General features: G+C 42.6%; 11 protein-coding genes. All 11 read left to right on the top strand.

Annotated elements, in window-relative coordinates; all coding sequences use genetic code 11:
• Positions 1-83 precede the first annotated feature (83 nt).
• A complete protein-coding gene (locus M1G14_RS05255) occupies positions 84-1,298 on the top strand; it encodes a pyridoxal phosphate-dependent aminotransferase (protein ID WP_049522717.1) in 1,215 nt (404 codons plus the stop codon).
• 338 nt (positions 1,299-1,636) lie between these two features.
• Complete coding sequence (gene codY, locus M1G14_RS05250; protein ID WP_045759799.1) at positions 1,637-2,425, top strand: GTP-sensing pleiotropic transcriptional regulator CodY; 789 nt, start codon at positions 1,637-1,639, stop codon at positions 2,423-2,425.
• Positions 2,425-3,003, top strand: coding sequence for a cysteine hydrolase family protein (locus M1G14_RS05245; protein WP_024054996.1), 579 nt, complete (start codon positions 2,425-2,427; stop codon positions 3,001-3,003). The genes codY and M1G14_RS05245 overlap by 1 nt, the downstream gene beginning before the upstream one ends.
• A gap of 111 nt (positions 3,004-3,114) precedes the next feature.
• Positions 3,115-4,338, top strand: a complete 1,224-nt coding sequence (locus M1G14_RS05240; protein ID WP_024054995.1) for a glycosyltransferase — start codon at positions 3,115-3,117, stop codon at positions 4,336-4,338.
• Positions 4,325-5,212 carry a glycosyltransferase family 2 protein gene (locus M1G14_RS05235; RefSeq protein WP_247926374.1) on the top strand — a complete coding sequence of 296 codons (888 nt, stop codon included), beginning with the start codon at positions 4,325-4,327 and terminating at the stop codon, positions 5,210-5,212. The genes M1G14_RS05240 and M1G14_RS05235 overlap by 14 nt, the downstream gene beginning before the upstream one ends.
• Before the next feature lie 26 nt (positions 5,213-5,238).
• Positions 5,239-6,522 (top strand): glycosyltransferase family protein, encoded by a 1,284-nt coding sequence (locus tag M1G14_RS05230; RefSeq protein ID WP_049523194.1) that lies wholly within the window; start codon positions 5,239-5,241, stop codon positions 6,520-6,522.
• Positions 6,519-8,012 (top strand): glycosyltransferase, encoded by a 1,494-nt coding sequence (locus tag M1G14_RS05225; protein ID WP_049523193.1) that lies wholly within the window; start codon positions 6,519-6,521, stop codon positions 8,010-8,012. Before M1G14_RS05230 ends, M1G14_RS05225 begins: the two co-directional genes overlap by 4 nt.
• Before the next feature lie 119 nt (positions 8,013-8,131).
• Positions 8,132-8,434: an Asp-tRNA(Asn)/Glu-tRNA(Gln) amidotransferase subunit GatC gene (gatC, locus tag M1G14_RS05220; protein WP_024054991.1), complete on the top strand. Its 303-nt coding sequence runs from the start codon at positions 8,132-8,134 to the stop codon at positions 8,432-8,434.
• The gene (gatA, locus tag M1G14_RS05215) at positions 8,434-9,900 is read left to right on the top strand and encodes an Asp-tRNA(Asn)/Glu-tRNA(Gln) amidotransferase subunit GatA (protein ID WP_024054990.1); all 1,467 of its coding nucleotides are present in this window, start codon (positions 8,434-8,436) and stop codon (positions 9,898-9,900) included. Before gatC ends, gatA begins: the two co-directional genes overlap by 1 nt.
• On the top strand, positions 9,900-11,342 hold the full coding sequence (gene gatB / locus M1G14_RS05210; protein WP_049523192.1) for an Asp-tRNA(Asn)/Glu-tRNA(Gln) amidotransferase subunit GatB: 1,443 nt from the start codon (positions 9,900-9,902) through the stop codon (positions 11,340-11,342). Before gatA ends, gatB begins: the two co-directional genes overlap by 1 nt.
• Before the next feature lie 299 nt (positions 11,343-11,641).
• Positions 11,642-13,033 carry a PASTA domain-containing protein gene (locus tag M1G14_RS05205; protein WP_247926373.1) on the top strand — a complete coding sequence of 464 codons (1,392 nt, stop codon included), beginning with the start codon at positions 11,642-11,644 and terminating at the stop codon, positions 13,031-13,033.
• Positions 13,034-13,174: the final 141 nt, after the last annotated feature.

The raw sequence follows: 13,174 nt of genomic DNA, 5'->3' as shown, positions 1-13,174 counted from the left end.
TTGCAGAATTTTTAAAGTCCTCAATTTGTACTCTATTTGAACTAGTGGTATAATAGAGATAATTTCGTGAATCGAGGCAGAATATGAAGGAATATAATAAATCAAGCAAACTCGAACATGTCGCTTACGATATTCGTGGTCCAGTCTTGGAAGAAGCCATGCGCATGCGAGCAAATGGAGAAAAAATTCTTCGTTTGAATACAGGGAATCCTGCTGAATTTGGCTTTACAGCTCCAGATGAAGTGATCCATGATTTGATCATGAATGCGCGTGATAGTGAAGGCTATTCGGATTCAAAAGGGATCTTTTCAGCCCGCAAGGCCATCATGCAGTACTGCCAGTTGAAAAAAATTCCAAATGTGGATATTGATGATATTTACCTTGGAAATGGAGTGAGTGAGCTGATCGTCATGTCCATGCAAGGACTGCTCGACAATGGCGATGAAGTCTTGGTTCCTATGCCGGACTATCCTCTTTGGACAGCAGCTGTCAGCCTAGCTGGTGGGAATGCGGTTCACTATCTTTGTGATGAAGAAGCAAACTGGTATCCAGATATCGAGGATATCAAGTCGAAAATTACCTCAAATACCAAAGCCATCGTTGTCATCAACCCGAATAACCCAACGGGTGCCCTCTATCCAGATGAGATCTTGCTTGAGATTGTAGAGATTGCTCGCCAAAATAACTTGATCATCTTTGCGGATGAAATCTACGATCGCTTGGTCATGGATGGGGAAAAGCACACGGCTATTGCTAGTCTCGCGCCTGATCTTTTCTGTGTCAGCATGAACGGTTTGTCAAAATCTCACCGGATTGCCGGTTTCCGTGTTGGTTGGATGGTTCTGTCTGGTCCGAAGCATCATGTGAAGGGCTATATCGAAGGCTTGAACATGTTGTCCAATATGCGCCTTTGTTCAAACGTTTTATCTCAACATGTTGTGCAAACCTCTCTTGGAGGCTATCAATCTGTGGATGAACTCTTGCTTCCAGGTGGGCGAATCTACGAACAACGGAACTTTATTTATAAAGCCATCAATGAGATTCCAGGCCTCTCGGCTGTTAAGCCAAAGGCTGGATTGTATATCTTCCCTAAGATTGATCGGGATATGTACCGCGTGGATGACGATGAACAATTTGTTTTAGAATTCTTGAAGCAAGAAAAGATTCTTTTGGTTCATGGCCGTGGTTTTAACTGGAAGGACCCAGATCACTTCCGGATCGTTTACCTCCCACGTGTGGATGAATTGGCTCAAATTCAAGAAAAAATGACTCGTTTTTTGAAACAATACAGACGCTAATTAGATAAAGGAGGCTGGGACAAAAGTCCTAGCCTCTCAATTGTCTTTGGATTGTCGAGCAAGACGCAGTGGTTGAGTGGGCTCTACTACGCTGATTTCATCAGCTTTTACAGCCCTACTCAACTGTGCGGAGGTGGGACGACGAAATCGAATTCTAACGAATTACCGATTTCTGTCCCACTCTCTTTTTTTGATTCATTCTATAGAATCCATGTCATCGAAACGACATTTTTCTGAATTGCGCACAATTGTAGAAAAAATAAATAATTTTCAGATAATTTGATTGAAATTCCCACACTTATATGATATACTTGAGCTGACTATATGCGAGGTTTATTATGGCAAACTTATTAGAAAAGACACGTAAAATTACATCCATTTTGAAACGGACTGATGAACAGTTACAGGTAGAGATGCCTTACAATGATATTGCCCAGCAATTGGCGGATATTATTCACTGTAATGCCTGTATCATTAATAGCAAGGGAACTCTTCTTGGTTATTTCATGCGATACAAGACCAACAATGACCGAGTAGAAGCTTTCTTCCAAAATAAAAAACTACCAGAAGATTATGCCAAGGCGGCTAGTTTGGTCTACGATACAGAAGCTAATTTAGATGTGGACCATGATTTGAGTATCTTTCCGGTTGAAACCAAGTCTGAATTTCCTGATGGCTTGACCACCATTGCGCCTATTCATGTTTCTGGGATTCGGTTGGGTTCCTTAATCATTTGGCGCAATGATAAACAGTTTGCGGATGATGATTTGATCTTGGTTGAGATTGCTAGTACCGTGGTAGGGATTCAAATGTTGAACTACCAACGCGAGGAGGACGAGAAGAATATTCGTCGTCGCACAGCGGTGAATATGGCTGTCAATACCTTGTCTTACTCCGAATTGCGTGCCGTATCTGCTATCCTTAGTGAATTGAAAGGCAATGAAGGTCAGTTGACTGCTTCTATCATCGCAGATCGTATTGGCATTACCCGCTCTGTGATTGTCAATGCACTTCGGAAATTGGAATCTGCTGGTATTATTGAAAGTCGTTCTCTTGGGATGAAGGGAACCTATCTAAAAGTGTTGATACCAGATATTTTTGAAGAAATTAAGAAAAGAGACTACTAATGGCTAAAGCATTAATTTCGATTGACTACACCGTTGATTTTGTAGCGGATGAAGGTAAGCTAACGGCAGGGGCTCCCGCCCAAGCCATTTCTGAGAGCATTGCTCAGGTGACCCAATTGGCCTTTGACCAAGGAGCCTATGTCTTTTTTGCCATTGATGCGCATGATGTGGACGATCCCTTTCATCCAGAAAGCAAGCTCTTCCCACCTCATAATATCATTGGGACCAGTGGACGAGATTTGTACGGTCCCTTAGCAGATTTTTATCGGGAGCACCAAGCGGATCCACGTGTCTTTTGGATGGACAAGCGTCATTATTCTGCCTTTTCAGGGACGGATCTAGATATCCGACTTCGGGAACGCCATGTAGATACCGTTATTTTGACTGGGGTCTTGACCGATATCTGTGTTCTCCATACAGCGGTTGATGCCTACAATCTGGGTTATCAGATCGAGGTTGTGGAACCTGCAGTGGCATCGATCACTCCTGAAAATCACCAGTTTGCTTTGAATCACTTCAAGCATGTCTTAGGGGCAAGTTTGGTAGACGATACACTAGCTGTATTAGACCAAAAATAAGAAACCGATGTAAAAGAGGTCATAGACACTTGTCTAGGCCTCTTTTTTGGGGTTAGAAATTGTTTTCCTCTCTTGAAAATGGTATTCTAATGAAAGAAAAAAGGGGAAGTTATGAGTAAAAAAGCTGTTGTGTTTTCAGCCAATCTATCTTATATGGAAAAGTTGGAAACCGCTATGAAGTCACTGTGTGCCCATCAGGACCAGTTGAAAATTTATGTTTTAAATGAAGATCTACCAACTGAGTGGTTTACTATCATGAATCAGCGCTTGCGCCAGTTGGATTCAGAAGTGATCAATTGTCGGATGTCACCCGAGCAATTCCAGTCCTTTTCGCTTCCAAGTGACCATATTCACTATGCAACCTATTTCCGTTACGCTATTCCAGAGATGGTGGAAGAAGAGCGAATCCTCTATCTGGATTGTGATATGATCTTTACACAGGATTTATCGCCTTTATTTGAGGTCGATCTAAAAGGTTATGGACTGGGTGCAGTGGTAGATAAGCCGACGACGACAGATGGTTTTAATGCTGGACTTTTGGTAATTGATAAGGCTTGGTGGCAAGAGCACCAAGTGACAGAGGCTCTTTTTGACCTCACTCGCGAGCACCATCAGCATGTCTACGGAGATCAAGGAATTTTGAACCTGTATTTCAAAGATGCTTGGTATCCATTACCTTGGACCTATAATCTACAAGTAGGGTCTGATAAGGATCAATATCTCTATGGTGATTTGGACTGGTATGATGCCTTCCAAGGGATCCCAGCAGTCGTTCACTACACCTCTCATAATAAACCATGGACCTCTAAACGTTTCAATCGTTTTCGTGAATTATGGTGGTTTTATTATGCCCTCTCTTGGGAGGAAATTTTACTTCGAAAACCGATTTTGAAGCAAACCTATCAAGATCTAGTGGGAGATTTTCCTTATCATGCGGCTATTTATACCCATACAGCAGATATCCACGAGTTGGAGACGTTGTTAAAAGAGTTGCCGGACGTAGCGATTCATGTCCTTGCCCATAGTCATTTTGGTTTTAACTTGGTGCAATTGGAACGCTACCCTAACCTCTTTCTTTATCCCTCTTTTGATCCCTTGACCAGTCGAAAAGTCCTAGAAAAATTGGATGTTTATCTGGATATCAATCCCTATGATGAGGTCGATCAGATAACGCAAACGATCAGTCAACAAGGTCTCCCTATTTTTTCTTTTGAAGGAACCAATCATGTGGAGAATGGTGAGAATCAGGTGTTTAGGGATGATCAGGTGCAGGAGATGGTGACAGCGATTCGCGATTATTTAAAGAGAAATGAGAAGAAGCATGGAAACAAATGAAGTAGTGAGTATCATCATTCCCATCTATAATGTAGAAGCTTATTTGAGACAATGTTTGGAAACGGTTATCCATCAGACCTATCCTCACTTGGAAATTATCCTGGTCAATGATGGTTCGCCAGACCAGTCAGAAGAGATCTGTAAGGAATTTTTTAGGAAAGATGCACGCATCCGCTACGTCCGCCAAGAAAATGGGGGCTTATCTGCTGCCCGTAATACAGGGATTGAGTTGGCGACTGGTGATTACATTACCTTTATTGATCCAGATGACTGGGTGACGGAGGACTATGTAGAAGTGCTCTATCGCCAACTGAAGAAGTATGATGCGGATGTCTCGGTAGCCAACTATAACCTCTATGATGACAGTAGTAGCAAATACTTGATCAAGGTAACGGACGATGATTATTCAGAGATCCTTTATGAGGGGCGAGCAATTATGGACCACGATGCCATTCAGGAGACCAGAGATATGGCCTGGGCGTGTGCTATGATGAAGCTCTATAAGCGTAACTTATTTGAAGGGCTTCGTTTTCCGGTCGGAAAAAATGTCGAGGATAACTTCCTGATGTACAAGCTCTTCTTAAAAGCCAATCGGGTGGTCCATACGGAGAAATGTATTTATTGGTATCGCGTGGGTCGTTCAGATACTCTGTCCCAGGTTTGGACAGAAAAGCGGGTACTCGATGAGATGGAAGCCAAGCAAGAAAAATTGGCTCTTCTTGGGATGTTGGGCTATGATCTGACCTGGCACCGCTATATCTACAAAACGCGCTTGAAACGAGCTCTTGAAAAACTAGAAGAAGCAGGCTTACAAGAGTCAGAAACCTATGAGCGCGTGGTGACCAACCTCAGTTTCGTTGAAACCATGGACTAAGAACTTAATGATGAGAAAGGATCAGCATGTTCATTATTGCATCAGAGCAGACCAGAGAGCTGGATCGTTTGCGAAAATTATTGGACAAACTTGGCCAGCCCTACCGTGTGTTTGTGACCAATTTGGAAACAGATTTGGATCAACAGACAGATAGTCTGGCGACCTTTTTTACCCAAACAGACCCGGCATCAACAGTTGGGCAACCATTATTTTTCAATGATTTAGAGGTTCCAGAATTATGGGAATGTTGGACGCTTGGGATCACAACCTATCTTTTTGATGGGGAGGAACGTCGTGCCAATGTGGTTTTACGAGGGGATATCTTGTCGCGAACGGTTGACAGAGTAGAGTGGTTTGGTCAGGGAGAAGAGATCGCATCTATTGATTTCTACAATCGCTATGGCTGGAGAAGCAAGCAGAGTCTCCTTACGGAAGCTGGTCAACCATATTTAGACATTTATTTGAACCGTCAGCAAGAAGAAGTCTTGCTTCACTTTGTCTCACAAGGAACCTTTTTGCTTCAAACTCCTAAGGGACGGGATCGCCTGTATGCCAGTAAGGAAGAGCTGCAGAGAGCTGTCCTAGAACAAGTCTTACCGGAAGATGAAGCTGTTCTTTTGATGGACAAGGCATTGCTAGATGTTGTGACAGAGATACCAAAGGAAAGACTCGCCTACTGTGCCAATGACGCTCATGAACTAGACGAGATCAAAGAACAAGTCAGTCAGATTTTGTTGGTAGAAGATGGTCTGTTGAGGGAGAAAAAAGACGGGATCACAGCCTTGTCAGGATTTGTAGATGTGGAGCAGGAAAGTTTTCAACCAGAAGCCCTAGTTATGACGGCTTCTCAAGAGGTCGAAGGCCTATCTAGCCTAGTCCATCAATTCCCACAAGTCACCTTTCACATTGCTGCCTTGACGGCTATGGGGCCAAAATTAATAGACTTAGCGACTCGCTCCAATGTGCGCCTCTATCCAGGGATTTCGCTGGACAAATATGAGGACTTATTATCCAGCTGCTCTATTTATCTGGATTGCAACCAGGGAGAAGAAGTGTGGAGTAGTAGTCTTCATGCTCTTGAAAATGGGCAAGTCTTATTTGGTTTGAAGAGCACGGTGCATCAGGAAGCCTATAAAAACTTGAGCACAATCACAGATACAGTCGAAGAAATGGAACAGCAACTAGATACCTTGCTCCAGCAGCCAGAGACCTACAAAGAATTGGTAAGAGAGCAGGCACGAATCTTGAAATTGCCTGAAAAAGAAGCTTTGGAAGAGCTGTTTAAGCGATTAGAGGGAGGGACAGCATGACCATTTATACCTTTAATCTATTAGTGGGATTCGAACCCAATGGGGTTGATGTTGCACAAGCCTCTCGGGCAAAGATGCTCCGGAGACTAGGAGTGGCAGCGAAGTTTGTCTTTACCACTTGGCCCACTCCAGAAAAATTGGCCTATTACCTCTCATTGGGGCACCGGGATGAGGAACTGCTTTTTGCCCATTTAGCTTTTACGGATCAAGAAACGACAGTCCCTCAAAAGACGGTAGGGGCCTTGCAAATGGAGTTTCAACTGACGCGTCTGGATGTTGTTGAAAAAACGGAAAGAGCCATTCGCTACCAATTTGCGGATGGAAACGCCTTGACCTTTCATCTGGATCCCTACCATCCAAACTGTGTCCGCTATGTAGACTATCTTTTGGCTGGAAATAGAATCAAGCGAGAGTATTATGGAGCTTGTAAACTTGTCACAGAGTATTTTCAGTATGGTAGTGTTGTCAGACGGACCTTTCACAATCAAGATGGGAGTATCGCTTTTGAAGAATCGAGGTTAGGTGGAAGCTGGCTCTATAAACTGGGGTCTGAGATTTTGACCAACCATACAGAAGTGATGAGACGTTTTTTGTCGCAGCTGTCGCTAAAACAAGAAGATTTGATTCTGCTTGATCGGGCTTCGCGCATGGATTTTGCTCGTCCTTTGTTGGAGAAAGCTGCTCCTTCAAAGCTCGCCATGGTGTTTCATTCGGAGCATGAATTTGAAAATGGCCATCTCAATTATGAATATTATTATGTGTTCAAGTATGCCAAACGCTTCGATTATTTCATCACAGCAACGGATCTTCAAAAAGAAGTCTTGGAGCAGACACTTGCTAAACAAGGATGCCAAGGAATTCCAATCTATAGCATTCCAGTAGGGCATCTAGAAGAATTGACGGAATCACTAGGAGACAGACCTCCCTTTAGTGTGCTCACAGCTTCCCGTTTGGATCCAAGAAAACGCATCGATTTGGCCATTCGAGTAGTGGCCCAAGCTCATGAACGACTCCCAGCCCTTCAGTTTGATATTTATGGGAAGGGGGGAGAAGCGGACAATTTGCGACACCTGATTCAGGAGCTGGCAGCACAAGGTTATATTCACCTACGCGGTCATGCGGATCTAAAGCAGATCTATCCTTGCTACCAAGCCTACCTCACCACTTCTCAGTGGGAGACCTTTGGTTTGACTTTGATGGAGGCGGCTGGAGCAGGTTTGGCCTTGCTGGGCTTTGATGCTCGTTATGGCAATCCGACTTTTATAAAAGAGGGTGAAAATGGCTTTTTGGTACCTTATAGCGAGACAGTGCCAGAAGAAGAGTTGGTGAAAGAGTTGGCGGGCAAGCTGGTCCAGCTCTTTGAAAGCGACCTCGCTTCATTTCACCAGGCTTCTTATGACTTGGCCTCTTCCTACCTCGCTTCTAACGTCCAGGAAGTCTGGAAAGAGACTCTAATGGAGATGGGGCAATTCGGCGGAAAAGGAATATAAAAAGAAGAATCTGTAGCGACAAAAAAGTCCTACAGATTTTTTCTAAGGCAAGCAAATTGGGCTAAATTATGGTAAAATAGAGGGTATTGAAAAATCATCATTTCACGAAAGGAAGCAAGATGAAAATTACGCAAGAAGAGGTAACCCACGTTGCCAATCTTTCAAAATTGAAATTCTCTCCAGAAGAGACAGCTGAGTTTGCGACAACCTTATCGAAGATTGTCGACATGGTGGAATTGTTGGAAGAAGTGGACACAACCGGTGTTGCCCCAACAACGACCATGGCGGATCGTAAAACCGTATTGCGTCCGGATGTTGCCGAAAAAGGGACGGACCGTGACCGTTTGTTTAAAAATGTACCTGAAAAAGATAACTATTACATCAAGGTACCAGCTATCCTAGAAGAGGGAGGAGATGCCTAATGTCATTCAACCATAAAACCATTGAAGAGTTGCACGACCTCCTTGTCTCTAAGGAAATCTCAGCAACGGAATTGACCCAAGCGACGCTTGACGATATCAAGGCGCGTGAAGAAGCAATCAATGCCTTTGTAACGGTGGCCGAAGAAGCTGCCCTTGCGCAAGCCAAGGCTATTGATGAAAAAGGAATCGATGCAAATAATCTCCTGTCAGGGATTCCACTCGCAGTCAAAGACAATATCTCAACAGATGGCATCTTGACGACTGCGGCATCAAAAATGCTCTATAACTACGAGCCAATCTTTGATGCGACAGCTGTTGCTAATGCAAAAGCCAAAGGTATGATTGTCATCGGGAAGACAAACATGGATGAATTTGCCATGGGTGGATCTGGTGAGACTTCTTACTATGGACCAACCAAGAATGCTTGGGACCAGAGCAAGGTGCCTGGTGGATCTTCTAGTGGTTCAGCAGCTTCTGTAGCTTCAGGTCAAGTCCGTTTGTCCCTTGGTTCAGATACAGGTGGTTCTATCCGTCAACCGGCTGCTTTTAATGGGATTGTTGGTCTCAAACCAACTTATGGAACGGTTTCCCGTTTTGGTCTCATTGCTTTTGGTAGCTCACTCGACCAAATTGGACCTTTCGCTCCAACGGTTAAGGAAAATGCCCTCTTGCTTAATGTCATTGCCAGTGAAGATGCCAAGGATTCAACATCTGCGCCTGTTCGTGTAGCAGACTTTACTTCTAAGATTGGTCAAGACATTAAAGGCATGAAGATTGCACTTCCTAAGGAATACCTCGGTGAAGGGATTGATCCAGAAGTCAAAGAAACCATCCTCAATGCGGCTAAACACTTTGAAAAATTGGGAGCAACTGTCGAAGAAGTCAGCTTGCCTCACTCTAAATACGGGGTTGCCGTTTACTACATCATCGCTTCATCTGAAGCTTCTTCAAACTTGCAACGTTTCGATGGGATTCGCTATGGTTTCCGTGCAGAAGATGCTAAAAACTTGGATGATATCTACGTGAACACTCGTAGCCAAGGCTTTGGTGATGAGGTCAAACGCCGGATCATGCTTGGTACCTTTAGTTTGTCATCTGGTTACTACGATGCTTACTACAAGAAAGCTGGTCAAGTCCGTACCCTTATTATCCAAGACTTCGAAAAAGTCTTTGCAGATTACGACCTTATCCTTGGTCCAACAGCTCCTAGCGTAGCCTTTGATTTGGATTCGCTCAACCATGATCCGGTAGCCATGTACTTGGCTGACCTCTTGACCATTCCAGTCAACTTGGCAGGTCTTCCAGGGATTTCGATTCCTGCAGGTTTTGCGCAAGGTCTTCCAGTTGGTTTGCAGTTGATTGGTCCTAAGTATTCTGAAGAAACCATCTACCAAGCTGCAGCTGCCTTTGAAGCTACGACGGATTACCACAAGCAACAACCCCTTATTTTCGGAGGTGACAATTAATGAACTTTGAAACAGTCATCGGACTTGAAGTCCACGTTGAATTGAATACAAACTCAAAAATTTTCTCACCAACCTCTGCTCACTTTGGGAACGAGCAAAATGCCAATACCAATGTGATTGACTGGTCTTTCCCAGGGGTGCTTCCTGTCTTGAACAAGGGTGTTGTGGATGCTGGTATCAAGGCTGCTTTGGCGCTGAATATGGATATCCATCAGCACATGCACTTTGACCGGAAGAACTATTTCTACCCTGATAATCCAAAGGCCTACCAAATTTCGCAATTTGACGAGCCAATCGGTTACAACGGTTGGATTGAAGTGCAATTGGAAGACGGCTCAACTAAGAAAATTGGGATTGAACGGGCCCACTTGGAAGAAGATGCTGGTAAGAACACCCACGGAACAGACGGTTTCTCTTATGTAGACCTCAACCGTCAGGGAGTGCCGTTGATCGAAATCGTTTCTGAAGCAGATATGCGTTCTCCTGAAGAAGCCTACGCCTATTTGACAGCCCTCAAAGAAGTTATCCAATACACTGGTATTTCAGACGTCAAGATGGAAGAAGGATCGATGCGGGTGGATGCCAACATTTCCCTTCGCCCATACGGCCAAGAGGAATTTGGTACCAAGACGGAGTTGAAAAACTTGAACTCCTTCTCAAACGTCCGTAAAGGTCTTGAATACGAAGTGGAGCGCCAAGCGAAAATCTTGCGTTCAGGTGGGGTCATTCGTCAAGAAACACGCCGTTATGATGAAGCTAATAAGAGTACCATTCTTATGCGTGTTAAAGAAGGGGCAGCGGACTATCGTTACTTCCCAGAACCAGACCTACCACTCTTTGAAATCTCAGATGAGTGGATTGAGGAAATGCGTACGGAGTTGCCAGAGTTTCCAAAAGACCGTCGTGCTCGCTACGTGGCAGAGCTTGGTTTGTCTGACTATGATGCCAACCAATTGACAGCGACGAAAGTTACTTCTGACTTCTTTGAAGCAGCTGTAGACCTTGGTGGCGATGCTAAACAAGTGTCTAACTGGCTCCAAGGTGAAGTCGCACAATTCTTGAACGCAGAAGGCAAAACGCTGGAAGAAATCCAATTGACACCAGAAAACTTGGTTGAAATGATTGCCATTATCGAAGATGGAACCATTTCATCTAAGATTGCCAAGAAAGTCTTCGTTCACTTGGCGAAAAACGGTGGCGGCGCGCGTGAATACGTCGAAAAAGCTGGTCTGGTACAGATTTCAGATCCTGAAGTCTTGATACCAATCATCCACCAAGTCTTTGCAGACAATGAAGCAGCCGTAGCCGACTTCAAGTCAGGAAAACGGAATGCGGACAAGGCCTTCACAGGTTTCCTCATGAAAGCAACCAAAGGCCAAGCCAACCCACAAGTAGCCCTCAAGTTACTTGCCCAAGAATTGGCGAAGTTGAAGGAAGAGTAATAGAGAAATCGAGAAATCGAGAACTGCACCCTAAAAGTTAGATTTTTACTGCCTACCTTTTGGGGGCAGTTTATTTTTTTGTTTTAAAAATATCTTATTAATGTTCTTGTATTTACTTTTTTAATTGGTTATAATATTGCATAAAGATATATTACACTAATTAGTTATAAAATGTGAGTGTTATGGAAATATGAGTTTTTAAATAACAGAAGGATTTTTAGGCTTTTATAGAAATTGATTAAATATTAGTAGATGACTTTATCGAGTCAAGAAAATATCAATGCGAATTAGGAGAAAAAATGAGTAACTGGGAAAAAGATTATGAGGCAGCACAGAGGGAACAAGAGCGAAATCAAGAATTAAAGAGACACAATGATTTGTTAGATAGACACTCTATTCAGCAAAGATTAGCTTCAGAAGAAAAAAATAGACTTCTAGAGAATCAAGTTCGACAAACTGAAAAGCAAAATGAAATATTACAACAACAAGCAATTGCTGAGGAGAGACGGAGAGAGCAAGAACTCAAACAAAAACAGGAGCAATTTTATAAAGATAAAATATTTGAATTGAAAAAAATATGGGCTCAAGCTAAAGATAATAGTGAGCGTGATCGAATACAAATACTTCTCTCAGAAGTTGAGGGGGAATACGAGAAGTATAAGTTTGAGGAAGCTGAAAAAGAGAGAAAACTAGCTTTACAAGCTGAACGCTATAGGCAGGAAGAATTAATCAAACAAGAAGAAGAAAAAAAGAAACAACGAAGGAAAAGAATTATAAGTCTAGTTATTGGATTAGTCATTTTAATTCTAATGTTATGGCTTTTTTTACCAAAAAGTGGACGATATCAAAGACAAAATGATTCAGTATCTATTTCAAGAAAGTCGGAAAGTTCAAAAAAAGACAATAAAGGAAAATCGGATCTAGAAAAAAGCACAGATACTACAGTTGTTCCTAATCTCTCAGGGAAAACAGTAGCAGAAGCAAATGCAATCATTGAAAAGCAAAATTTAAAATTAGGAAAAGAACAAGAGGAATATAGCGATTCGATTGCAGAGGGGTATATTATAAAAACAAATCCAGTCACTGGTAGCAAAATAAAACGAGGAAATAAAATTAATTTGATCGTTTCAAAAGGTCCAAATAGTTTTGAAATGCCAAACTATGTAGGAGAAACACGAGCTAAAGCAGAGGAAGATCTGAAAAATACTTATAAAGTATCAAGCAAAATGATCACGATTGAAGAAGTTGAGACCTTCGATTATGCTGCAGGGACAGTTCTTGAACAAACTCCAGCTCCAGGAAAGCAATATTCTTTGAGTTCAAAGACCAAGATTGTTTTAAAAGTAGCAAAAGAAACAACTTCAATTGAAATGCCAAACTATGTTGGATCAACCTATGATTTTGCTAGAAGTAATTTGATTGAAATATATGGAATCAAAGAATCTAATATTAAAATCAGAAAAACTAACCATCTTCCTGATGGAGTATCCGTTTCTGCAGGTCAAATTGTCAGTCAAACTCCAGAAGTTTCGAGTACGGTGGATATTAACCGCACACGAATTGTATTGACCGTTTATGAACCAAATGAAGGTGGACAGAATAGAAATAGAGTAGAACCTAATGATAATTATGATGATTCAAATTCAAAAGTTAACGATACTGGAAATTCTTCAAGTGGATATGATGATTAGCCATTAAATAACATTTAAGGGGAATGATTGGAAGAGGCTGGGACAAAAGTCCTAGCCTCTCAATTATTTTTGGATTGTCGAGCAAGACGCAGTGGTTGAGTGGGCTCTACTACGCTGATTTCATCAGCTTTTACAGCCCTA

This window comes from Streptococcus parasanguinis, assembly GCF_023109675.1.
Classification (GTDB): domain Bacteria; phylum Bacillota; class Bacilli; order Lactobacillales; family Streptococcaceae; genus Streptococcus; species Streptococcus parasanguinis_I.
Note: the sequence above shows the minus strand (reverse complement) of the source record. Positions and strands in the feature narration are given on the sequence as shown.

Excerpts from the sequence above, each read along its gene's own strand:
- M1G14_RS05245 (WP_024054996.1), top strand. The coding sequence starts at position 2,425 with ATGGCTAAAGCATTAATTTCGATTGACTACACCGTTGATTTTGTAGCG.
- M1G14_RS05225 (WP_049523193.1), top strand. The coding sequence starts at position 6,519 with ATGACCATTTATACCTTTAATCTATTAGTGGGATTCGAACCCAATGGG.
- codY (WP_045759799.1), top strand. The coding sequence starts at position 1,637 with ATGGCAAACTTATTAGAAAAGACACGTAAAATTACATCCATTTTGAAA.
- M1G14_RS05235 (WP_247926374.1), top strand. The coding sequence starts at position 4,325 with ATGGAAACAAATGAAGTAGTGAGTATCATCATTCCCATCTATAATGTA.
- gatC (WP_024054991.1), top strand. The coding sequence starts at position 8,132 with ATGAAAATTACGCAAGAAGAGGTAACCCACGTTGCCAATCTTTCAAAA.
- M1G14_RS05255 (WP_049522717.1), top strand. The coding sequence starts at position 84 with ATGAAGGAATATAATAAATCAAGCAAACTCGAACATGTCGCTTACGAT.
- gatA (WP_024054990.1), top strand. The coding sequence starts at position 8,434 with ATGTCATTCAACCATAAAACCATTGAAGAGTTGCACGACCTCCTTGTC.
- M1G14_RS05205 (WP_247926373.1), top strand. The coding sequence starts at position 11,642 with ATGAGTAACTGGGAAAAAGATTATGAGGCAGCACAGAGGGAACAAGAG.
- M1G14_RS05230 (WP_049523194.1), top strand. The coding sequence starts at position 5,239 with ATGTTCATTATTGCATCAGAGCAGACCAGAGAGCTGGATCGTTTGCGA.
- gatB (WP_049523192.1), top strand. The coding sequence starts at position 9,900 with ATGAACTTTGAAACAGTCATCGGACTTGAAGTCCACGTTGAATTGAAT.
- M1G14_RS05240 (WP_024054995.1), top strand. The coding sequence starts at position 3,115 with ATGAGTAAAAAAGCTGTTGTGTTTTCAGCCAATCTATCTTATATGGAA.